Origin of the sequence: Deinococcus seoulensis (assembly GCF_014648115.1) — a bacterium.
Taxonomy (GTDB): domain Bacteria; phylum Deinococcota; class Deinococci; order Deinococcales; family Deinococcaceae; genus Deinococcus; species Deinococcus seoulensis.
In genome coordinates this window covers 1-22196 of sequence record NZ_BMQM01000048.1, presented here as the reverse complement: position 1 = coordinate 22196, position 22196 = coordinate 1, and the positions used below count along the sequence as shown (strand labels likewise).

26 protein-coding genes are annotated in these 22196 nt (G+C 59.8%); 11 read left to right on the top strand and 15 right to left on the bottom strand.

Annotation, left to right across the window (positions count from 1 at the left end; all coding sequences use genetic code 11):
• Positions 1 to 73: 73 nt before the first annotated feature.
• Positions 74 to 385: an HNH endonuclease signature motif containing protein gene (locus tag IEY70_RS19615; RefSeq protein ID WP_189066715.1), complete on the bottom strand. Its 312-nt coding sequence runs from the start codon at positions 383 to 385 to the stop codon at positions 74 to 76.
• A 97-nt stretch (positions 386 to 482) separates the two neighbouring features.
• Here IEY70_RS19615 and IEY70_RS19610 point away from each other — a divergent pair, with 97 nt between their 5' ends.
• The gene (locus IEY70_RS19610) at positions 483 to 1067 is read left to right on the top strand and encodes an AAA family ATPase (RefSeq protein ID WP_189066714.1); all 585 of its coding nucleotides are present in this window, start codon (positions 483 to 485) and stop codon (positions 1065 to 1067) included.
• On the top strand, positions 1064 to 1324 hold the full coding sequence (locus IEY70_RS19605; protein WP_189066713.1) for a hypothetical protein: 261 nt from the start codon (positions 1064 to 1066) through the stop codon (positions 1322 to 1324). Before IEY70_RS19610 ends, IEY70_RS19605 begins: the two co-directional genes overlap by 4 nt.
• A 162-nt stretch (positions 1325 to 1486) precedes the next feature.
• On the opposite strand, the gene IEY70_RS19600 is transcribed toward IEY70_RS19605, so the two are convergent.
• Positions 1487 to 2197, bottom strand: coding sequence for an IS6 family transposase (locus IEY70_RS19600; protein WP_189066712.1), 711 nt, complete (start codon positions 2195 to 2197; stop codon positions 1487 to 1489).
• A gap of 193 nt (positions 2198 to 2390) precedes the next feature.
• Between IEY70_RS19600 and IEY70_RS19595 the strand changes: the two genes are divergently transcribed.
• The 7 genes from IEY70_RS19595 (at position 2391) to IEY70_RS19565 (ending at position 8998) form a co-directional block, all read left to right on the top strand.
• Positions 2391 to 2624, top strand: coding sequence for a hypothetical protein (locus IEY70_RS19595; protein ID WP_189066711.1), 234 nt, complete (start codon positions 2391 to 2393; stop codon positions 2622 to 2624).
• A gap of 145 nt (positions 2625 to 2769) precedes the next feature.
• A complete protein-coding gene (locus IEY70_RS19590) occupies positions 2770 to 3984 on the top strand; it encodes an MFS transporter (protein WP_189066710.1) in 1215 nt (404 codons plus the stop codon).
• Complete coding sequence (locus IEY70_RS19585) at positions 3981 to 4754, top strand: hypothetical protein (protein ID WP_189066709.1); 774 nt, start codon at positions 3981 to 3983, stop codon at positions 4752 to 4754. Before IEY70_RS19590 ends, IEY70_RS19585 begins: the two co-directional genes overlap by 4 nt.
• A complete protein-coding gene (locus IEY70_RS19580; protein WP_189066708.1) occupies positions 4754 to 5533 on the top strand; it encodes a DUF6065 family protein in 780 nt (259 codons plus the stop codon). The genes IEY70_RS19585 and IEY70_RS19580 overlap by 1 nt, the downstream gene beginning before the upstream one ends.
• Positions 5530 to 7455, top strand: a complete 1926-nt coding sequence (locus IEY70_RS19575; RefSeq protein WP_189066707.1) for a RiPP maturation radical SAM C-methyltransferase — start codon at positions 5530 to 5532, stop codon at positions 7453 to 7455. Before IEY70_RS19580 ends, IEY70_RS19575 begins: the two co-directional genes overlap by 4 nt.
• The gene (locus tag IEY70_RS19570; RefSeq protein WP_189066706.1) at positions 7452 to 8204 is read left to right on the top strand and encodes a class I SAM-dependent methyltransferase; all 753 of its coding nucleotides are present in this window, start codon (positions 7452 to 7454) and stop codon (positions 8202 to 8204) included. The genes IEY70_RS19575 and IEY70_RS19570 overlap by 4 nt, the downstream gene beginning before the upstream one ends.
• Positions 8205 to 8233: 29 nt before the next feature.
• Positions 8234 to 8998, top strand: coding sequence for a DUF6065 family protein (locus IEY70_RS19565; RefSeq protein WP_189066705.1), 765 nt, complete (start codon positions 8234 to 8236; stop codon positions 8996 to 8998).
• A gap of 38 nt (positions 8999 to 9036) precedes the next feature.
• On the opposite strand, the gene IEY70_RS21165 is transcribed toward IEY70_RS19565, so the two are convergent.
• The 8 genes from IEY70_RS21165 to IEY70_RS19525 form a co-directional block, all read right to left on the bottom strand.
• Positions 9037 to 9930 (bottom strand): IS1 transposase, encoded by an 894-nt coding sequence (locus IEY70_RS21165; protein ID WP_229778099.1) that lies wholly within the window; start codon positions 9928 to 9930, stop codon positions 9037 to 9039.
• Between the two features lie 186 nt (positions 9931 to 10116).
• Positions 10117 to 10821, bottom strand: coding sequence for a tyrosine-type recombinase/integrase (locus tag IEY70_RS19555; protein WP_189066704.1), 705 nt, complete (start codon positions 10819 to 10821; stop codon positions 10117 to 10119).
• Between the two features lie 204 nt (positions 10822 to 11025).
• The gene (locus IEY70_RS19550) at positions 11026 to 11442 is read right to left on the bottom strand and encodes a hypothetical protein (protein ID WP_229778098.1); all 417 of its coding nucleotides are present in this window, start codon (positions 11440 to 11442) and stop codon (positions 11026 to 11028) included.
• Position 11443: 1 nt separating this feature from the next.
• Positions 11444 to 11806, bottom strand: a complete 363-nt coding sequence (locus IEY70_RS19545) for an ArsR/SmtB family transcription factor (protein ID WP_189066703.1) — start codon at positions 11804 to 11806, stop codon at positions 11444 to 11446.
• Between the two features lie 35 nt (positions 11807 to 11841).
• Positions 11842 to 12393: a methyltransferase family protein gene (locus IEY70_RS19540; protein WP_189066702.1), complete on the bottom strand. Its 552-nt coding sequence runs from the start codon at positions 12391 to 12393 to the stop codon at positions 11842 to 11844.
• Between the two features lie 12 nt (positions 12394 to 12405).
• Complete coding sequence (locus IEY70_RS19535; RefSeq protein ID WP_229778097.1) at positions 12406 to 13173, bottom strand: ZIP family metal transporter; 768 nt, start codon at positions 13171 to 13173, stop codon at positions 12406 to 12408.
• Positions 13170 to 13421 (bottom strand): glutaredoxin family protein, encoded by a 252-nt coding sequence (locus IEY70_RS19530; RefSeq protein ID WP_189066701.1) that lies wholly within the window; start codon positions 13419 to 13421, stop codon positions 13170 to 13172. Before IEY70_RS19530 ends, IEY70_RS19535 begins: the two co-directional genes overlap by 4 nt.
• Before the next feature lies 1 nt (position 13422).
• Complete coding sequence (locus IEY70_RS19525) at positions 13423 to 15717, bottom strand: heavy metal translocating P-type ATPase (RefSeq protein WP_189066700.1); 2295 nt, start codon at positions 15715 to 15717, stop codon at positions 13423 to 13425.
• A gap of 101 nt (positions 15718 to 15818) precedes the next feature.
• On the opposite strand from IEY70_RS19525, the gene IEY70_RS19520 reads away from it, so the two are divergent.
• Positions 15819 to 16064, top strand: coding sequence for a DUF2171 domain-containing protein (locus IEY70_RS19520; RefSeq protein ID WP_189066699.1), 246 nt, complete (start codon positions 15819 to 15821; stop codon positions 16062 to 16064).
• A gap of 96 nt (positions 16065 to 16160) precedes the next feature.
• Here IEY70_RS19520 and IEY70_RS19515 read toward each other — a convergent pair whose 3' ends face one another.
• The 5 genes from IEY70_RS19515 to IEY70_RS19495 are packed head-to-tail and all read right to left on the bottom strand — an operon-like array spanning position 16161 to position 18750.
• On the bottom strand, positions 16161 to 16733 hold the full coding sequence (locus IEY70_RS19515) for a DUF6428 family protein (protein ID WP_189066698.1): 573 nt from the start codon (positions 16731 to 16733) through the stop codon (positions 16161 to 16163).
• 60 nt (positions 16734 to 16793) lie between these two features.
• The gene (locus tag IEY70_RS19510; protein WP_189066697.1) at positions 16794 to 17258 is read right to left on the bottom strand and encodes an arsenate reductase ArsC; all 465 of its coding nucleotides are present in this window, start codon (positions 17256 to 17258) and stop codon (positions 16794 to 16796) included.
• Entirely contained in the window at positions 17255 to 17941 is a 687-nt protein-coding gene (locus IEY70_RS19505) for an MIP/aquaporin family protein (RefSeq protein ID WP_189066696.1), read from the bottom strand. Before IEY70_RS19505 ends, IEY70_RS19510 begins: the two co-directional genes overlap by 4 nt.
• A gap of 1 nt (position 17942) precedes the next feature.
• Entirely contained in the window at positions 17943 to 18413 is a 471-nt protein-coding gene (locus IEY70_RS19500) for an arsenate reductase ArsC (RefSeq protein ID WP_189066695.1), read from the bottom strand.
• Positions 18414 to 18417: 4 nt separating this feature from the next.
• Positions 18418 to 18750 (bottom strand): ArsR/SmtB family transcription factor, encoded by a 333-nt coding sequence (locus IEY70_RS19495; protein WP_229778096.1) that lies wholly within the window; start codon positions 18748 to 18750, stop codon positions 18418 to 18420.
• Between the two features lie 89 nt (positions 18751 to 18839).
• Between IEY70_RS19495 and IEY70_RS19490 the strand changes: the two genes are divergently transcribed.
• Entirely contained in the window at positions 18840 to 21788 is a 2949-nt protein-coding gene (locus tag IEY70_RS19490) for a Tn3 family transposase (protein WP_189066694.1), read from the top strand.
• Positions 21789 to 22196: the final 408 nt, after the last annotated feature.

Sequence of the window (22196 nt, the reverse complement as noted above, 5' to 3'; positions counted from 1 at the left end):
GAACGTCAACTTGACATGCTTGCACGCTTAGCGGGAATTTTCGTTCCAACTCTAGCGTGACCCCTATATCAAACTATCTACCTAGATAGATATTCTCAAAGAGACTGCCGGAGTACAGCGTGGTCGCACCCTCAAGGAGTTCTGGGAAGAGCATCGGCTGGCCGCGCCGCTCACGCCGCAGGCAGCATTCCAGGTGTGCGTGGTACCGCTGGCTGGGAAGTACCAGAAGATTTTCCGGGGCGTTGTTCAAGGAGTTGCCATCCCGGTGATGAACCACCTCCCCTGGAAGCAGTGGACGACCGAGGCATTCCTGGGCCACCATCCGGTGCAGCCGGATGGGGCGGCCGGTGGCCTTATCCGTTGTCCGCGCGTACTGCTTCGCCATGCACCCTCCTAGAATTCTAGTCTAGCATCTACCTAGAAACCTAGGTACCTAGGTAGATCAATAGACAGCTAGGCACCTAGGGATCTATGCTGCCTTCGTGAAGACCATTGCAGTGCTTTCCCTGAAAGGTGGTGTCGGCAAGACAACCACCACGGTGTACCTTGCCGCCGTCGCGGCCGCGGGTGGACACCAGGTCACCATCGTCGACGCCGACAGCGAGCACAGCGCCCACCGTTGGGCCGCTCACGCTGAACTCCCGTTCACGGTGGTGGCAGGGGAGCCCGACCGTCTCGCCCGGCAGGTCAAGGCCCCACTCGCCGAGGGACACCTCGTCATCATCGACACGCCCCCAAACTCACGGGAACTGTTGATGCGCGCGGCCAGCCTTGCCGACATCGCCCTCGTGCCAGTGGCTCCGACTGGTCTAGAGATCGACCGACTACGACCGACCCTCGAACTGCTCGCGGACATGCAAGCCCAGCGTGAGGATCTGGACGTCGCGATCCTGCTCACGCGCTACAACCCCAGGCGCCGCCTCGCCAAGGAGGCCGAGGACGCCCTCGTCGGTCTTCCCGTGCTGGAGAGCCGCGTCCGGGAACTTGAGGCCTACAAGGCGGCCTTTGGCGCAATCCCGACTGATCTGGGGGAATACGAGGCCGTGTGGAAGGAGGTGATGGCATGACGAAGCGGCCCAAACTGGGTGCCGTGTTCGCAGGGGAGACCTCGGCGAGCCCCAAGCCTGTGCCCGACGTCCCGGTCACACCGACCAGTCCGCCGGTCGCGCCGGCACCGACGGTTGAAAAGATCGTGCAGCTGAATGTCGCGGTGCCGGAATCACTGCGCCGCGAGGTCAAGATCAAGGCGCTGCAACGTGGGCAGGACATGAACACCGTGGTCAAAGAACTGCTGACCGCATGGGTTAGGGATCTAGAAAAATAGAAACCTAGGCCTCTATTTGTATATGCACGCTGTGCTGATCGCATGAACCGAGCCTGCATCCCTCTACAGGACGGTCAGATGTGCTGCGCACAGCCTGCCGCGCGCCGGTTCTGGCAACTTAACCTCAGCGGGGCCGGAGTAGCTCGGCAGGCGGCCTGATTTTCAAGCCGCCTGCTGCATCACCTCTCGCCAGAGGAGAAGTGCTGCAGTTTGGTTGCTTCGCCGGACGAGGGCGGGGACGGTGGTTCGGGTGTGTCGGTGAAGATTCGAGAGTCGAGCGTGGAGGTTGAGGAATTCCTGCGTCCGTTTTCGCCGTTTAAAGCCGAGCTGACTGCGTTCCTGCTGCCGTGTCGGTCGATGCGATTGCTCGACCAGAGTGTTGCAGCGGGCTGTAGCCACGACCTGAACGTGCTCCACGGCGTGGAGCACGTGGAGTTCCCGCAGGGCCGCCCCGTAGCTCCACAGCTTGTCGGTGTGAATGACGTCTGGGACGTCGTACTCGCTAAGTAGGTGGACGAAAAAGGACTGGGCCGCCTCGGTATCGCGGTGTTCCTGGAGGAGGACGTCCAGCACCTCCCCCAATTCATTGACGGCCCGCCATAACCAGTGCTTGACTCCACTGACCTTGACGCACACCTCGTCCAGATGCCACCGAGAACCCCACCGGGGTTCTCGGTGGCGCAGTTCTTCGGTCAGGAGCGGGGCAAATTTGATGTTCCACTGCCGCAGGGTCTCGTGACTGACCTCTATGCCGCGCTCGTGGAGCAGTTCCTGCACATCACGCTGGCTGAGGGGGAAGCGGTGATAAAGCCGGAGGGCGTAGCCGATGACGCTGAGCGGGAAACGGTGGCGGTAGGGCTTCCGGTCAGTCACAGCTCACCACCCTACCGGCGTTAAGTTGCCAGAACCCCCAATCAAATCACACACGACCTACCCCTGCTGGGAACCGCCCTACCCCGTAATCCTCAAATCTTGTACAGGAGGCACTACCCACTGTGTTAAAGTGCCCTCCGGGTTCGGGAGCCACATTCGCGGCTTCTCAAGCTCTATGCCAATAGGAGGCAGTATGACGGACACGAGCAAGCAGGCCGCGTTGACTGACGCCCACTTCACGGTGAATGAGGCGGGTGAAGTTAAAATCGACCGCGAGGCCTTACGGGCGGCTATGGAACCTGATGGGAGCAGCCCCTCGATTTACGCCCGCCCTGCTCAAATCACGATCGTTTCTGTTATCGACACTTCGGAAGTCGATGAGGAAAACGGAGGCGAAATTGGCCTCCCGGGTGATACGGACGAATGAGTTGACCTCGATGCGTCTTTCCAATATGGACGCACGGTCCGTTCCCTGTCCTTGACAAACAGAAATTACCGCAGACTCCGTACTTGGTCTGCGGTAATTGCCTGTCAAGCCTTGTCCCAAATCGCTCATCCCGACTGGACTCGCCATGAAAGACATCCAAAAACTCATTGCCAGCTCTAGCATCTCGACCCTGGGCGATAGTTTGACCTTTCTCAGCGTCGTGTTGCTCCTTGCCTCCCTCACACCCAACGTCGATGCTCTGATTGTCTTGATGATTTTGAATGCCTTGCCGCGCGTTGCATTTGGTCTGCTGAGCGGCAGCTTAGCAGATGCATATAACCAAAAGAACATACTGCGGTATACAGAAATTATTAATGTCCTGCTCTCTCTGCTACTTATTGTGGCGGTCGTTCAAAATAGCAAGGAAGGCATCTACTTAATCGTATTTCTAAAGGCTTGCGCCTCTGCCATCTTTAAACCTGCTCAGGCGGCTATACTGCCAAGGTATGCAGATATGCAAGACCTGTCCCGCACTTACTCCTCTTGGCAAACTGCCACAACTATTGCCAGCGTCCTCGGCACGGCTCTTGCCGCCCTTTTCATCAGTATCACTGGCACCTATTGGGTGGGCATCGCTGTAGACGCTACCACGTTCCTGCTATCATACCTCCTGATCTCCCAGCTACATTACCAGCATGAGAAGCTGGACTCCGTTGCACCGGCCAGCCTACTCGATCACCTTAAAGCTGGGTTCAATGAACTTGGCACGATTCAAAAAACCCCCGTCTTGCGTACCATAGCCATCACAACCTTTGCTATGATGTTCGTTTTGGGTATATATAATCTACTATATATTCCTTTTTTAAACAGTACTCTCAAAGTCCAACCGTACTGGTACAGTATTGTTGAGGGCATTCAGGCGGGTGCCGTTGTGATCGCTGGCATCCTATTCACAGCCAAATACAATCTTTTCAAGGACAAGGCCTGGGCGCTGCTGTCGTCTGCACTGCTCGGGCTGGCACTAGTACTATGCGGATTAAGTCAGTCGATTGCGACGTTTATATTAGCTCTAGCTCTCCTAGGACTAGCGGAGATTCCTCTATCATCAAGCTTAAGTGCCCTCGTACAACGAGCTGTCTCCGATGAAATCCGCGGTCGTGTGGCGGCCACCCTGGGGGCGTTGATGGCTATCAGCGAACTGCTGGCTCTGCTGCTCGTCGGGCTGCTTGGCTCCAACGTTTCAGTTGGCCTAATGTTGGCGGTATCAAGTCTTTGTATTTTTGCTTGTCTTCCATTATTGGCAAAGACCAACGACAAAGTAGAACTTGGCGATGCAGTGAAACCTCAAGGAGTTTCATGAGCATTCCGCAGCCATCCGTTTCCGACTTGTCTCATAGCGAAATTATCCTGCTTTACCTACAAGGCATCTCACTTGGTCACCAAGACCCTATACGAAGGGAAAACAGCCTTGGTGACCAGTACGGCGTCTTTGAGCACTTTGAAGTTCATCACGAGACTGTGCGGCATCTGTTTGCCCCACCTACCGTTGAAGAGAACATCGTTCTGGACACGGTAAAAGCATACGCTCCTGAGCGAGTTTTGGGGCTCGGCGACCCGACAGGCGCACTTGCCGCACGACAGCGGACCACCTTCAAGGCGTTTGAGCTGCTGTCTCCAGACACACTGTATACCCAAATCTTACGGGAAACTGGCACAACCTGCCTTCGATCAGACTTTGGCACGGGGTGGGACGCACTGACCATCTTCCGCACGGGATTTCTGATAGAACCAAACTTTGTGGACGTGCCAAGACAACTCCAAGCGCACCTATCCCTTTTGATCAGCAAGCTCCGGCCCGGCGGGTTACTGGCTATTGATCATTACGACTACGACAGCTCGAAACTTCGGGTACACTCTGCCATCAAGGCTATGCGTATCAGACGATACTACGGTGGTGCCTCCAGCATAATCGAAACCCAGCTCTTTCCAAGCGGAGCATTGCTGCACCAACTGCTGAGCAACCTAGGGCTTTCGCCGCTGCACACCTGGACCTATCCTATTCAGGTGAACTGTGGAACATACCACCAGCGTTACAGCATATGGCAGAACAGGCAGGGGGAACACCACTGATGCACTATCACGAACCAAAACTCCGAATTGTCCAATTGTTTCCCAACGCACCGGATGTGCAGGCTGCTGACCCCACTCTCAATGGCACCATTCCTTTGCGGGGGTATCGTTACTGTGATCCCTTCACCAGCGCCAATGGTCATGGATGGTACGTCTACGCTCCTATGAACTTCAGCCTCCGGTGGGATGGCGTGGAGTTTATGTGGCGCAATGACGAGGCAGAAAAACCTGCTTGGCATCGGTTAACCCCGCAATACTACCCGGGGTTCCGCGACCACATTGAGCAGACCGCCCCAGAGTTCGTAAAGCCGTACATCAACCTGCCGTTTATTGGGAAGGCCACTGATCCTGGGTTGCTGCTATTCTGGCCGGGCATCATCGGCTTTACGTCCGCTGGCTGGAGTTTACTGGTGCGCGCACCAGTAAACTACCCAGTACCTACTAGCTATCAAGTGTATGACGGCATTATAGAGACCGATTGGTGGAATGGCCCTATCATTTCACCCCTTAAAATTATTAAAACAGATACTATTATTTCATTTAAACGTCAAGTTCCGGTATTTCAGTTACAGCTCGTAAAAAAAGAAACCTACCTAAACCGAGAGGGACTCCTCCAAATGACACATAGTCCAGACTTAAACGAGGATGACTGGCTGTCATTTAGGCAAGCCCTGGCGATGCGTAACCACACGGAATCTCGCCCCGGAGTGTACAAAGTGCAGGCCAACAAGATCAGGCGGATGCAGTTCAATCCGACGAAATTGGAGAAGCGGACATGACCTCCTTCACCTCAAACATTACACTGGTGAGTATGCCTTTTACCAGCACTTTGGAACCTTCGATTGGGCTGTCGCTGTTGCGTGGTCAGCTCAAGGAACATGGTCACGACTCTCAAATTAGATACTTCGCCATCCAGTTTGAAGAGCGTATAACAAAACGTTGGTATGACTTCATCATGAACACGCCCACGCAATCGCTCGTTGGTGAATGGATTTTTAGCGGTGCGTTGTTCGACCAGTCCGACGAGGATATTCGCCAGTTTATTCGGGACGTACTCAGAGCTGAGCACCCGGATTTTACCCCGATTCACGGGCAAGCTTCCCGTATTGACGAATCTATCGTGCAGCGCGTGTTAGACATTAGGGAAGCAGCACGGGAGTTTGTGGAGGAATGCGCTGAATCAGTTGTTCAGGATGCTCCCCAAATTTTAGGCTTAACCAGTACATTTCAACAGCATCTCGCATCGCTAGCTCTCGCAAAACGTGTAAAAGATAAACTTCCCTCCTGTCATATTCTGATGGGTGGGGCCAATTGTGAAAAGGAAATGGGTGTCGAGATAATTCGTCAGTTCCCGTTTGTTGATGCGGTAGTATCCGGCGAAGCTGAGGGTATCATTGTACAGCTAGTAGACTGCATTAAAAACAATCGGACATACGATGATTTACCAGCAGTGTTCACACAAAAGAACGTTACAGATGGTAAGTTCTCGTTCAATCCACAAACCATTGCTATGGATGACATGCCGGTTCCCGAGTACCACGACTTCTTTGATCAAGTACATGCCCTACGGCCAAACGTTGATCTATACAATGAGGGCTACCGTGTTCCATTTGAAACGTCTCGGGGATGCTGGTGGGGGGCTAAGAGTCATTGCACGTTTTGCGGCCTTAACGGTTCGACACTTAATTACCGCAGTAAGTCTCAGGAACGTGCTAGGACCGAGCTTGCGAGCCTGATTGACAACTATACATTTCAAGAGGTATCCGTAGTAGATAACATCTTGGACATGAAATATTTCGCTGAATTTATACCTTGGCTTGCTACGAGGGAAGAGAAGGTGAATCTGTTTTACGAAGTAAAAGCTAATCTTCGTAAAGACCAACTACAAGCTCTCAAGGATGCAGGTATTGTGCGTATCCAACCGGGCATCGAAAGCCTTAGTGATCGCGTTTTACAACTCATGAAAAAAGGAGTAAGCGGTCTTCAGAATATTCAGTTGCTAAAGTGGAGCGAGGAGATTGGAATTACCCCGAATTGGAATATTTTGTGGGGATTTCCTGGCGAACGTCCAGAGGATTATGATTCGATGGCTAAGCTTATTCCTTTGCTCACGCATTTAGAGCCACCATCCTCAAATGGTACAATTCGTCTAGACCGCTTCAGTCCCCACTTTGAAAAACCAAATGCGTTTGGTTTTTATAATATCCGACCCTTCAAATCTTACGAATACATCTATCCCTTTTCGCCTAACGTGCTTTACAACCTTGCCTATTTCTTCGTGACCGACAGCCACCGAGACATTCCTCTGGCTGCATACACACTTAGCACTAGGAATGCCGTAGTTGACTGGAAGAAACAACACGTTAGCAGCGCCTTATTCTACATTGATAAAGGCGATTACATCATCGTCTTTGACACACGCGCAGTTGCCCTAAAGCCCAGCACGGTACTTAATGCACAGGAACGCGAAGTACTACTTGCTTGCGACAAGGCGGTCAGCCGACGGAAGGTTACTGAGGACTTGGGTCAGGAGATTGCCACTACTATTGACCAGCTTATCCATGCCAAGTTCTTGATCGAACATGGTGAACTCCTGCTGGCGCTCCCCGTGAAATTGGGCCGCTTCCAGCCGAGCAGGGCGGTCTGGCAGGAAATTGAACGCCTTATGGGCATTGAAGAAACCCAGAGTGCTGCATCATGAGTGACAAACCGGACCGCTGTGGCGTTGGTGAAATGTTAACCTTGGCCGTTCGTACCCCAGTAAAACACGGTATACAACAAGAAAACTGGTTCGGTTCCTCCTTCCAGCAACCCCTGGCACACCAGCTTCATGCCTTTGACCCAAATGGATTCCTTCATTCCGTTGACCATTTCACCCAGAATGCCTTAGAAGCTCTGTTGCATCATCATCCGGGCCACATCTTGGAGGTGGGATCAGGAAGCGGCGACGCGGCGCTATGGTTGCAAGCGCATGGCGCGCAAGTGACGGCATGTGAGACTGATCCGGCGTGTGCGACTTTGTGTGAGGAGCGCGGCGTCAGCAACGTAGTACATAGCTCATTCACACATTTGGCGGGAACGTTTGACGCTGTTGTTTTGCTGGGTGGTGGCCTTCCCTGTCTCACTCCAACGGAGCAAGTGGAAGAAATGCTTACTACCTTGATTAACCTGTTGAAAGAAAGGGTGTCACCTCATGGTTGCCTACTGCTTGACTTCTACAGTTACGACTCAGGCTATTTCAAAGACAGCCAGGGCTACATGACTGCTACTATTCGCTTCATTTCCAACACTTCTATAAGCGAATTCGAGTATTACATTTATCCAGATAGGGTGTTAATGGCTAAATTGATGCAACAGCTTGAATTTCAACAAATATACTGCGATACAAAGGCTGTCAACATTGGCTCTACCGATGCTTTCCGTACCATGTCTATCTGGCAGCGCCAGTAAGGTCTAAACTATTTCTCAGAGGCGTTTATATGTCCACCGAAATTATCGTCACCGCATACCCACTTGGTTCCGCCGACCTGATGCCCATTATCGTTGCACCTACCCAACGAGTTTGGATGAACGAGACAAATAAGCGGTTTGCCTATCGCTGTCTGCCTTTGGCAATCGCTAACCAACACGGCTGGTTCGTGCTCAACAGCCACCGTATTGAAGTCACTTGGAATGGCGGCTCGGAGCCGCAAGACGTGCAGATTAAACGCCTAGCTGGTCCCCGAACTAACACGCTCCCTGTGCATAGCCAACTAGGGTATGGCATCCTGACCTGGCAAATCCCGTATCTGTTCCGCACGCCCCCGCACATGAACTTGATGGTACGCGGACCCACCAATATGCCCAAAGACGGCGTAAGTGCCCTCGATGGTATTGTGGAGACCGACTGGGCAGTTGCGCCATTCACCATGAATTGGCAGATGACCCGTTCGGACAACCCAGTCATTTTCGATATTGGCGAACCCATTTGTATGATTTTTCCCGTTCCGCGCGGTCTGATAGAAGCGGTGGTGCCTCAATTCCAGCCACTCGAATCGGCTCCTGACACGCATAACGCCTTTCACACCTGGGCTGACGTCCGCGCACGCGCGCAACTTGCTCTGCAAGAGGGAAAGGAACCGAGCGAAGGGGAGTGGCAAAAGCACTACATGCGCGGTCATCTGCCGGATGGCACTGTGCCCGCAGACCATGCCCGAAAGCTCACGCTTCGGCCTTTTACGGTTGAGTCTTCCAGCGATTCCTGATTAACCTACTGGAAGCCTTTCTCGGTAGTTGGCTGGAACTATGCCCGACAGGAGACGCCCTGCGGCTGTGAGAGCCAGTCCCGCACCTTCCAGACGTGATCGGTCAGCCCGATGGTCATGGAGGGTGTGCGTTGGAGGTACAACTGACGTCCCTTTGGGACGTCGAGCTTGCTCCGCAGACCCCGTTGAACTCGGCACCAGTTGTAGATCCCCTGCACCAGATGAGCCAGGCTCTCCCGGTGAATCCTCAGCCTCGCGAATGCGAGGCTTTTCCTCGCCAGGTGCGGGTTCATCCGCCTTGCCGTGGCGTTCTGACGCTCCACAGCCGAGGTGTTGGGCTTGTGGTAACCCAACTGCTGCAACTCCTCGTTCACGCGAACCTGAGTGCCGGCCGCGATCTCGGTGCGCACGTTCACGACGCGCTTCCCGGAATACTCCTTGATGATCCGGACATGGGCCGCTGAACGCGGGATCCGGTAGGCGGTCTTCGGGAATCGACCACGTGATCCCTGTCTGGCAGGCCGATACGGCCTGCCGAACACTTCAGGGAACAATGTCTGGTACGACAGAAACCCATCGGTGAACAGCACGAGTCCATGCGGATCTGTCAGGCGTGCTCTGGCGTGCATGAGGAGCGACTGGGTCAGAGCCGCAGTGCGCTCGCCGATCTCGCCCTGGATGAGGAACTTGCTGCTGGGATCGATGACGGTCGCGTCCCATACCGCCTCTTTCTTGCGCCCGACGAATCCGTAGCGTTCGTCCGCTTGAATGCTCGTGACCTGAAGGTCACGAGCATTCAGGTCGTGGAGGTGTCGCGCGTGGCTTCCGGCAACGCGGACGATGCGCGCGACCGTGGTGCGGTGACAGCCGACCAGATGGCCCGTGGTGACGAAGCTGTTGCCGTGGGTGACATGCTCGACGACGGCGTCCACGGTGTCCTGGGAGCAGCGGGCATTCCAGTAGGGCGTGCCTTTGAGTTCACTGAATTCCGCACTGCACACGGTGCACTTGAGGAGTCGTCGGCGGTGAGGGCCGTATCGGGATAACGACAAGATCCAGGAATTTTACACCGCTAAGGAAAAAAGTCCCACCAGCACAGCGTTCCCAGCTTCCTGCCGTTACATTCCCAACTCCAGCCGCTTGACCGCCTGCTGATAGGCACTGTCCACAGCCTCCAACGACAGGTGTTGGTACACCTCCAGACTTTTCTTGCTGGCATGACCACTCAGAAGCTGAATCTGCGCGTCAGACAGCTTTTCCCCGGTCAGGAAGGTCAGCATCTGATGCCGGAACAGATGTGGATGCACCGCGTTCCCCAGCCCCGCCTGGACGCGGTAGCCCTGCACGATCTGCTGGACGCGCCGAACGGTGTACGGCCCGCAGCGCTGCGTCTCGAAGAGATAGCGGTTCTTCGGATGGGCCGCCAGATGGGCGCGCAGGACCAGCGCGAACGCCTGCGGGAACAGTAGATAGCGGTCTTTGTGGCCCTTGCCCTGGTCAATAAAGATCTTGCAGGCCGGGAGATCGACGTCTGCCACCTTGATGTTGACCAGTTCACCAACGCGCACAGCGGTAAACAGCAGCAGCTTGAGCATGATTTCGTGCTGCACCTGGCCCCCGTCCCGGACCGCTTTGAAAAAGCGGTTCAACTCCTCGGCGGTTAGAAGCTGCGGCAGTCGGCGTTCGCGCTTCGGCTTCTCCAGCTTGAGTTTCTTGCGGGCCTGCTGGCAGACGTAGGCGAACTCGTCATAGCTCAGCCGTTCCTTGCGAGCGAGGCGGACGAGCTGGGCCACGACTTCGGATTTCGCCTTTTGGTTTGACATGCTGCAATGTAGGGGCTTTTGCGGGGGTCTGCTGGCTCAACAGGCCTTTTTTTGCTCAAAACATTTCGCCTTGTGCCTCTTGTGCGAAATAGGCTCTGCCAACCTCGCCGTTCTCTACACGAGGACAGTTCCCCGCAGGCCGCTGCACTCAAGCCGTGTGACACCTTCACCCACACGATCCCATACCTCAACGCCAGGGAGCGCTCAGGGCCGTCCGCTCAAGGTGATCAGCGTCATCTCACCCTCCTGATTCGCCAGATACTGAAGTTCCGGCACGCCCGCGCGGCCCAGGAATGCGGCGTAATTGCCCGGCCCAATGGATTCATCGGTGATCTGGAGATACCCCCCAGCCTTCATGGCGGGCAACAGGGCGCGCGGTTGCCAGCCGGGGAGCCGGTACTGCTCGACGCGGCTGTCGCCCGCCCGCACCTCCGCACGGTAGCTGTTGCTTTGCGGGCATTCCGGCTGAAGGCCAGGCGGCAAAGAGGCCGTCCCGTTCCAGAGGGTCCCAGGCTGCTCGATGCAGTACAGCGCCCCCCGTGAGGGGGCCTCGCGGGCGTACCACACGCCCAGACATGCCCCCACGATGGCCAATGCCAGCGCCGCCCCGGCGGCGCGCACGTTATTCCGCCGCATGCTCCAGCGCGCTCTCGATCAAGACGGTGACGTGATGATCGAGCAGCCGGTAGTACGCCACGCGCCCCACCTTGCGGAAGGTCACCACCCGCCCCGCCCGCAGCAGCCGGAGCTGGTGACTCACGGCGCTCTCGCTCAGGCCCACCACCACCGCCAGATCGCACACGCACAGCTCGCAGGTGTTCAGGGCGCTCAGGATTTTCAGGCGTGTGGGATCGGCCACTAGCTTCAAGAAGGCCGTGGCCCGCTCCACACAGCCCTCCTCTGGCAGAGCGGCCTGCGCCGCCGCCACGGCGTCTGGATGGATGCAGTTCGCCTCGCACACGTCTTCTTGAGAAAGCGTTCTCATTTCTGGAGTGTACCCAGTTTGCAAGTGAGGAGCGGTCACGAGGAACGCCAGCCCAGGAAGCGGGGGGTGCGCGCCTTGTAGCGCCGGTATGCCTCGCCGTAGGTCTGGTTCAGAAACGCTTCCTCCGTGGGCAGGTAGCTCAGGAACATCGCTCCAAACAGCCCAGTCAGCCCCGCGCCTACCCACGAACGCCGCGCCAGCGACTGGCCAAGCAAAGTGATGGTCCAGCCAACATTCTGCGGGTTGCGGCTCAGGCGGTACACACCGCCCGTTTTCAGACCAGAAGTGGTCAGGGCCGAGTCGTCGGAAACGGGCAGGGTGCGCCAGCCGGAGACGAACAGCGCCGCGCCCAGTCCCGCCGTTGTCCAGCCCAGGGCAGAGAGGGCGGGCGCAACTTTGCGGGGTTTGCGCCCACCCACCGCCAGCAAAAAAGCTACCAGATGGAGGCTGTAGGCGGCGTACACCACACCCACCGTTGGCCCCAGCAGATGCCCTTCCTCGCGGTATTCCCGCTCAATCCTCGGTTGAACCCACGCGAAACTGCCCACTGCGCCCAGCAACGCACTCCAAAATGCAAATCTCTTCACACGGAACCTCCTTTACGACAACAGCTCAATCAGGTACAGGGCGATGAAGCCCAGGAAAAAGGCGCTGGTGATCCACGGCGTTTCCTTGACCTCGTGGGCTTCAACCAGCAGCTCCTCGGTGACCAGGAACAGCAGCGCCGCCGCGCCGAAGGACAGCACGATTTCCAGCGGCAGCCCGGTCAGGCCCTGAAGCAGCGTGCCGCCCACCGTGGCCCCCACAATGACCAATAAGCTCAGGCCGCTCACCGTCAGGATGCTGCGCCCCCTGGAGGCCCCGCGCTGCCCCAGGCTGGCGGCCACCGACAGGCCCAGGAACAGCAGCTCCAGCGTCAGCGCCACCACCAGCAGCGTGCCGACCCGCTCGCCCGCCGCGAAGCCCACGCCGATCAGCAACCCGTCGATCAGAATGTCTATGCCCACGGCGGCCAGCAGGCCGGTGGCAGAACGTGGAGTGTCCCCATCCTCTGCTCCACCATCCGTCTCAGCCTCCTCCGGTTCCAACCGTCCCACCAGCGCCCGCACCGCCAGCATCACGCCCACGCCCAGCACGAAGCCGATCACCACACCCAGCGGTTGATGCCCCGCCGTGATTTCCGGCAGCAACTCCCCGGCCACGGCGGCAAAGACCACGCCTGCCGCGAAGTGCTGCACGAAGCTGCGGACGCGCGGCCCCGGCGGGCGAAAACTCGCCACCACGCCGCCCAGGATGGTGGCCGCCACCGGAATCAGCGTCAGCAATAGAATCTGGCCCAGCGGGGCGCTCGCGGCGCTGAGACTCACTGCGCGGTGTCCAGCGCCGCCACAATGCCGGGGCGCTGATCGTCAAAAAAGCCGTAAAAGACGTGATCGCCAATGACCGTCACGGGCGCGATTCGCACGTTGGCCTTGGCCTGCATCTCAGCCAAGGCCGCCGGGTCCTCACGCACGTTCTTCTCGGTGAAGGCGGCCCCTTTGCTGGTCAGCAGCCGCTTGACCGCCTCGCAATCGGCGCAACCCGGAACCGTATAAACCGTAATCTTTGGAGCCATCTCAAACCCCTCCCGAGGCGGGCAGGCCGGACGGCGCTGGGGCTTTCCTGACCGGGCCGCCTTTCCAGCCCAGTAGCCTCAAGGCGTTGGCCGTCACGATGGCCGTGGCCCCGGTGTCGGCCAGAATCGCCATCCACAGGTTGGTGTAGCCCAGCAACGTCGTGACCAGGAAGATGGCCTTGAGGCCCAGCGCAAAGGCGATATTCCATTTGATGTTGCTCATGGTGTCGCGTGACAGTTGCACCAGATCGGCCACGTCGCCCACCCGCTCACGAAGCAGCGCCGCGTCCGCCGTTTCCAGTGCCACGTCAGTGCCGCCGCCCATTGCAATGCCCACATCCGCCTGTGCCAGCGCCGGGGCGTCGTTGATGCCGTCGCCCACCATCGCCACGCCGCCATGTTTCTTCAGTTCGGAAATCAGACGCAGCTTGTCTTCGGGCAGCAGCTCAGCCTGCACGTCCAGTCCCAGCCCGGCGGCAATGGCGCGGCCCGTGCGGGCGTTGTCTCCGGTGAGCATCACCGCGTTCACGCCCATTTCTTTCAGGCGGGCGATGGCGGCGCGGGCGTCCTCACGCGGTTCGTCGCGGATCGCCAGCACGCCCAGCACCTCGTCTGCGCTGTGCAGCACCACCGCCGTCTTGCCCGCCTCCTCCAGCGCGGTCAGTTTCGTCTGGATGTCAGGAGCCACATTCACGGTGCTGGCCGCGTGCTGGGGCGAGCTGATGAAGAGGCTCTGCCCGTCCACCGTGGCGCTGACGCCTTTCCCAGCGATGGCTTTGGCCTCCTGGGATGCGGGAATGGTCACCTTCGCATTCGCCGCCTCCTTGGTGATCGCCTGCGCCAGCGGGTGCGAGCTGCCCGCTTCGACGGCAGCGGCCAGCCTCAACACCTCTTGTTCAGACGTCCCCACCCCCAGCACGTCGGTCACGCGCGGTTTGCCCGCTGTCAACGTGCCGGTCTTGTCGAAGGCCACCGTCTTCACTGTGCCAATCGCTTCCAGCGCCGCGCCGCCCTTGATCAGCAGCCCGCGCCGCGTTCCCGCGCTGATGCCGCTGGTAATGGCCGCAGGCACGCTCAGCACCAGCGCACACGGGCAGCCGATCAGCAGCAGCGTGATGCCCTTGTACAGCCACGGATACCACTCCGCACCAAACAAGAGTGGCGGCACCAGGGCCACCAGCGCGGAAACGAGGACGACGCCTGGCGTGTAATAGCGGCTGAAACGGTCAATAAAGCGCGCAGTGGCCGCCTTGCTGCCCTCGGCTTCCTCCACCAGATGAATGATGCGGGCAATGGTGTTGTCGCTGGCCTCTTTGTCCACCTCAACACTCAAAACTCCGTCGGTGTTGATGCTGCCCGCGAACACGCTGTCGCCCACGGTTTTGGTCACCGGCATGCTCTCGCCAGTCACCGGGCTGTCGTCCAGACTGGAAGTGCCGCTGACGATAGTGCCGTCTGCCGGAACCCGCGCGCCGGGGCGCACCTGCACTGTTTGCCCCACTTGCAAGGAATCGGCGGGAACCTCGCGCGTGCTGCCGCCTTCCACCAGCAGCGCCGTCTTGGGGGCCAGCGCCGCCAGCGCCTGAATCCCGGCCCGCGCCCGCCCTGCCGCCACGCCCTCCAGCAGTTCCCCGATGGCGAAGAAGAACACCACCACTGCGCCCTCTGCCGCCTGCCCGATGGCGACTGCGCCGATGGCGGCCAGAGAAACGAGCATGTTAATGGAAAAGGGATCGCCCAGCCGCGCGCTGGCCCACGCCTGCCGTGCCAGCGGCCACACCCCCAGCACGGTGGCCGCGACGTAGCCGTACACCGATAGACGCGGCTCGATGAAGCCGAAGCCCCACGCCAGCGCCAGCAAGATCCCCGAAAAGATCACCAGTTTGCCCTGCTTGCCCGCATACCACGGCGTTCCGGCAGGCAGCACCTCGTGGACGTGTCCGGCATGATCGTCTGCGTCATGCGGCTCAGCACCATGATCATGATCCGCGTGACCGTCATGGGCAGATGGGTCCAGGGCGGCCTTGCTCTGCGCCGACTGCGCCGTTTCGAGCAGGGACGGCGTATAGCCCAGGGACCGCAGATTCTTCTCCAACACGGCGCGGGGGGTTCGCCCCTCATCCAGCTCCAGCCGCAGCGTCTGTTTGGTAAAGCTGGTCCTGACCCCCGCCGCGCCGGGCAGGCGGTCCACCATCTGCTCCACCTTTTGCACGCAACTGGCGCAATCCATGCCGTCTACGAAATAGGTCAGCGGCGCGGCGTCGCCGGTGGAAGGGGCATTCGGGGAAGTCGTCATACGGCAGTATACCTGAATGTCTGTTCATACGTTAGTTCTGTATGAAGCTTTTTGCTGCTTTGTTTCATGGCCCGCCGGGGTGGGAGCGGTACGGTGGGGGCATGACACAAGCAGACCAGATCAAGGAACACATGCCCGTCAAGTGCGCCGATGGCCAGGACCACGGGATGGTGGACCGGGTGGACGGCGACTACATCAAGCTGACCCAGGATGATTCGGGGACGCACCACTGGCTGCCGATGAGCGCGGTGGATCACGTGGACGAGCATGTCCATCTGAACCTGAGCCATGAGCAGGTGCATCAGCAGTGGCTGAGCGAGGACCCCCATCCGGAACACCGGAGCTGAGCCTCCAGAGCCGCAGAACCCTGAAGCGCCCACCTCCGGAGGTGGGCGCTTCACTGTCAACGTTTGCTTGTTCATCGTCATCGGGAGACAGCGGCACTACTCCAGACGGATCATGGCGACAAGTTCAGAGGCCGTGGCCGGGCCACAGCAGCCGCTGTTTGGGGCGCAGCTCTCGTCCGCCACCGTCTCACCAGCGGGGAGGCCACAGGCCTCGCCCGCCTTGCACTGCACGCCGGGCTGGCGCAGGTGGACGATGAGCCGCTCAGGCTGCACCTCCAGGTGGGTGACGTGGAACTGCCGCGCCGCCGATTGCGCGTTGCCGTACTCAAAACGCACCTCCGCCTCGTCCCGCACAGGAATCTTGCCCGTCACACGGTCATAGATGGCAAGGAACTTGCGGTTGGTCATGAAGCCGCCTGCGGCGTCTTCTGCGGAGCCGTCCATCAGTTGAATGACCGTCTCACGCCATGAGGCGGCCTTGCCGCCGCAGTCCATCGCCTCGATGCTGACGGCCTTGACCTCGGTGACATGGTAGCCGGGGCCGATCAGCCGTTCGCCGCTGAGCCAGAATTCCAGCGGACGCTGGGCTGGGGCGCGCAGGGCGTCAATCAGCGCCGCCGTGGCGGTTGCTTCGCTAAGGCCGGAAATGGGGTGCAGGGTCTGGGTCATGGGATTCTCCTTGATCTCAAGAGGGCAACTCGTTGGCGACGGCAACGCTCAGCACTGGATTCAGGACACTGGAGCAAGCGCTGACAGCCAGACCTGAATCCTGGCGTCAATTTCATCTCGCACGCGCCGGAAGACCGCCTGGCGGTCTTCCTCACGGCCCTGCGCCGCCGCCGGGTCTTCAAACGGCCAGGCTTCCCGGTGCAGCGCGAAGGGAAAGATTGGGCAGTTCGTCTCGGCGCGGTGACAGACCGTGATGACGTACTGGAAGTGCTGTCCCAGCAGCGGCCTGGTTCCCTCGGCCTTGAGGTGTTCAGTGTTCAGGCCAATCTCCTTCAGCACGCTGAGCGTTAGCGGATTGATCACGCCGGGTTCCAGTCCGGCGGACGAAACCTCAAAACGGTCTCCAGCACGCCGTTCCAGCAGTGCTTGGGCCATCTGTGAACGGGCGGTGTTGCCGGTGCAGATGAACAGCACGGGGGGCTTTTTGATGGGCGTAGCAGTCGTTTTAGCGTTGGGCTGGGTCATGGGGTCTCTCCATGAGGCAAGAATTCCTGCGCCTGGTGGGGCTGGGCTTCCAGCGGTTCGGTGGGGCGCAGCAGGTGGTTGGCGGCCACCGCCAGCCCGGCCCCCAGCAGCGGCGCGGCCCAGTACAGCCAGTGGGCCGTCCAGACGCCTGCCGCCAGCGCCGGGCCGAACGAGCGGGCTGGATTCATGCTCGCCCCGGTGATGGGGCCGCCCATCATCGCCTCCAGCGCCACCACCCCGCCCACCGCCCACGGCAGGCCACTTCGCAGGGCCACGAGCAGCAGAAAGAAGGTCATGACCGTTTCCAGCACGAACGCCTGTCCCAGGCTGCCAGCGGGCAGCGTCACGCCGAGTTCCCCTACCCTGCCGAACAGCAGCAGCAGCGTGAATCCGGCCAGCGCCGCTCCGCTGAGCTGCGCCAGCATGTAGGGCAGGGCGCGGGCCACGGGAAACTGCCGGGCCAGCGTCAGCGCGAGGGTGGCCGCCGGGTTGATGTGCGCCCCGCTGATCGGCGCGAGGGCGGCGATCACCACCGTCACGGTCAGCCCGAAAACCAGGGCCACGCCCGCGTGGCCCAGCGCCCCGGTCTGCGCCTGCACCACCACCGCGCCGGGACCAAAGAAGACCAGCGCATACGTGCCGATCAGTTCTGCGCCCAGCGCGCGGGACAGGGGAACGGCCATCTCAGGCCGCCGGGACGGGTGGGCTGTCTGCGTAGCTGGGCGGCACCTCCTGACCGTTCTTTAACGCCCCCACCACGCTTTCAAACTGCGTCTGGAGCTGATCCCGCACCGCCCGCCAGCGGTCCAGACTGCCACCCGAAGGATCAACAAAGGGATAGTGCCGCCGCACCGTTTGCCCCGGATACACCGGACACGCCTCCGCCGCACTGTCGCAGACCGTGATGACGGCATCAAAATTCTGGGGATCGGGAACGTCGTGCAGCGTCTTGCTGGTGTGGCTGGACAGGTCCAGCCCGATCTCGGCCATGACGGTCTTGGCGTCGTCCTTGACGCGGGTGGCCTCGGTGCCTGCCGAATACACGTCCAGCTCAAGTTCAGCCTGGCGGGCGGCCTCGCGCAGCAATGCTTCGGCCATCTGGGAGCGGGCGCTGTTGTGGGTACACAAGATCAGGACACGGGGTGAGGTGGGCATGGCCCTAGCATATAGATTTATCTTGATGCGTCAAGCTGGCTGACTGGACAAAAATATCATTGAGTAATGCGCCGCCCAGTCCAAAAAACTGATCCTGCCGCAGCGCGTAGTAGGTGTTCTTGCCGCGCTGCTCGGCCCACACCAGTTCGGCGTCGCGCAGGATCGCCAGGTGGTACGACACCTTGGACTGCGGCAGGGCCAGCAGCGCTTCCAGATCGCAGACGCAGCGTTCGCCCCCGGCCAGGTAGCGCACCAGCTCAAAGCGGATTTCATGCGACAGGGCCTTGAGCTGGTTCAGGACGGTGGGCGCTACGGTGGACTCAGGCAGCATGGTCATTCATCTATTCTACTGGGTGAGATGACAATGACTTTAACCGATTTCATTCGTTGGGTTCTCGCTGAGAATCGGAGGCGTCAAGGGGCAGCGTGCCGCCGCTGCTGACCCCGGCCCAGCGCCAACAGTTCACCCGCTTCCCGAGGCTGGATGAACGCCTGCTGGCGCGGCATTACTTGCTGGATACCACTGATCTGAAGGCGGTTCTGGCCCGTCGCCGCGATTTCAACCGTCTGGGGTATGCCGTGCAGCTCACCGTGCTGAAACACCTGGGACGCGGCCTAGCCGCTGCAGAACAGCCCCCGGAAGACGTGCTGATCTTCCTGAGCCAGCAGCTTGAGCTTGACCCCGCCTGTTACCCCCGCTACGCCGCACGGGCCAACACCCGGCATGAACACTTTGCCGAGCTGTGCGGGCAGTTCGGCTACACCGAACTCAGCCGGACTCTGAACCGCGAGCTGCGCGGTTGGCTGCTACCCCAGGCCGTGATCACCGATCAGCCCTTCCCACTGATGACCGCATTGATGGACGAGCTGAGGCGGCGCAAAATTCTGATTCCCCGAATTCAGGTGCTGGAACGGCTGGTGGCTGCCGTGCGCGTCCAGGCCGATCAGCACACTTTCCAGCTTCTTGATCTGGCCCTGGGGGACCACCGGGAGCGGGCCGACGCCCTGCTCAGGCCGCAGGAAGGTCAGACCGTTTCCCATTACGCTTGGTTGAAACAACAGGTGGGCGCACCCAAGCCCAGGAACGTCTCACTGCTGCTGGACAAGTTAACGTTCGTGCGGACCTTTCCCGTGGACAGCAACATTCGCTCATTCCTCCCCCAGAGCCGTCTGACCCACCTGGCCGAGCAGGGCCGCCGCTTGAGCGCCCACAACCTGCTGGACTTTGAACCCGTGCGCCGCCGGGCCACCGTGATGGCCCGATTGCTGGACCTGTCCGAAACCCTGACCGACGCGGTGCTGGAGATGCATGACCGCCTGATGCTGACCCTGCTGCGTGGCAGCGAGCGGGAAAGCCTCGCGGTCTTCCAGCAACGCGGCCCCACCCTGCTGGAGCGGCTGACCACCTACCAGCAGGTCTGCGAAGCGCTGCTGCTGGCGCGTGAGACCGCTTCCGATCCCTTCCAGGCCGTCGAGGCGGTCTTGCCCTGGGACACGCTAGTGGCGACGGTGCGCGACCCGGAACAGGTGGCACAGGCCCGGCAACTCGATCCGCTGCATCATTTGCTAAAGGGCTATCCGAGATTGCGGGCGTACCTGCCCCGGCTGCTTCAGGCGTTTGACTTCACGGCTGCGCCATCCGCCCAGCCGCTGGTGGACGCGCTCCGGCTCTTAAAAGAGATGTACGTGGGCGGGAAGCGAACGCTTCCCGCTGGCCTGCCCCTGGGCTTCGTGCGGCCACGCTGGACGCCCTTCGTTTTCCAGAACGGCGAGGTTCACCGCAAGTATTACGAATTCTGCGTGATGGACGAGTTGCGCCTGGCCCTGCGCGCAGGAGATGTGTGGGTCATGGGCAGCCGCAAGCACAAGGCGCTGGACGCCTTCTTGCTGCCACAAGGTGACTGGAAAGCCAGGAAAGCCGAGCTGGCCCCTGGCCTGCCCGATACGTTCGACGCCTTCTGGGAGGCCACTGAACCCCAATTAAAAGCTCAACTGGCCCAGTTGAGCGAGCTGCTGGACACTGAGCAGCTCGCCGAGGTCAGTCTGAAAGGCGGCAAGCTCAGGGTCAAAGCATTGCCAAACGCCGTTCCAGAAGGCGCGGACGTCCTGGTCCGGCAACTGTCCAACCGCATGCCCAGATTGCGAATCACCGATCTGCTGCTGGAAGTCCACGGCTGGCTGCCGTTCACGGCGGCCCTGACTGACCTGCGAAGCGGCCAGCCCAGTGAGCGCCCCGATCATCTGCTGACCGCCATCCTTGCCGAAGGGCTGAACCTGGGCCAGACCAAAATGGCTGAGGCGTCGGGTGATCCGGCCATCACGCCCCGGCGGCTGATGTACCTCTCGGACTGGTTTCTGCGCCCCGAAACCTACGCAGGCGCACTTGCCGAAGTCGTCAACTTCCAGTCCAAGCAGCCGCTGGCGGCCCTGTGGGGCGACGGCAGCACCTCCAGCTCAGACGGGCAGCGCTTTCCCACCGGGGGCCGGGGCAAAGCCTATGGACACCTCAACGCCAAGTACGGGCGGGAACCCGGGGTGCTGTTCTACACCCACCTTTCCGATCAGTACGCACCCTTTCACACCAAGGTCATCACCGCCAACATCCGGGACGCGGTGAACGTGCTGGACGGCCTGCTCTACCACCAGTCGGCCCTGGAGATCAAGGAGCATTACACCGACACTGCCGGGTACACCGAGCAGATCTTTGGGATCTGCTTTCTGCTGGGCTTTCGTTTCGCGCCGCGCATCCGCGATCTGGGCGAGACCCGGCTGTTCCCACCAGATGCACCGTCCAACCATCCGCTGCTGGAATCGGTGATGGCCCGCCGCCTGAATCTGGGGCTGATCAGGAGTCACTGGGATGAGCTGCTGCGCCTGGCGGTGTCGATCAAGGCTGGGACGGTGACGGCCTCGCTGATCCTCTCCAAGCTGGCGGCGTATCCGCGCCAGAACGGTCTGGCACTGGCTCTGCGCGAACTGGGCCGGGTGCAGCGCACCCTGTTCACGCTGGCGTGGTTGCAAGACCCGGCGCTGCGCCGCCGGGTTCAGGCCGGGTTGAACAAGGGCGAGGCCCACAACGCCCTGACCCGCGCGGTGGCGGTTCACCGGGCCGGGGAAATCCGGGACCGTTCGCCGGAACGCCAGCACAACCGGGCCAGCGGTATCAACCTGCTGGTGGCGATCATCACCACCTGGAACACCGTGTATCTGGGACAGGCAGTGGCTGCGCTGAGAGAAGAGGGGATGGACATCCCAGACGAACTTCTGGCCCACGTTTCACCGCTGGGCTGGGAACATATCGGCCTGACCGGCGATTACCTGTGGCGGCCTGAAGAGGTGCCGCTGTCAGGGACGTTCCGCAAACTCAACCGCTAGGGCGCGTCCTGGAGGGTTAATTTCGCTTAGCGGTGTAAAATTCCTGGATCTTGTCGTTAGCCCGTATCGTCTGCGGAGCTTGATGGTGCCGTGTTGCGCGTGATGCTGGGCTGGACAGGCGGGGTTCTGACAGACGAAACGCTCGAGTGGGAGCTCTTTTGACACGTCCGGGGATACGCCCCGGACGCTCCCATTTCAGTGGTGTCGGGCATGGTTCCAGCCAACTACCCTCCACCCACACAGACGTGGATTCCAATCGACCTCACAGGAGGGCCGAGAAGGCCCCTCCAGGCAGGCCTGAGGGGTAGAGATGATGCTGGCGGTGCTATCTTCTATCTATATATGGGGTCGCGCTAGAGTTGGAACCGTTTTTCCCGCTAAGGAGTTCCCCTTTTCGCTTTCTCGCGT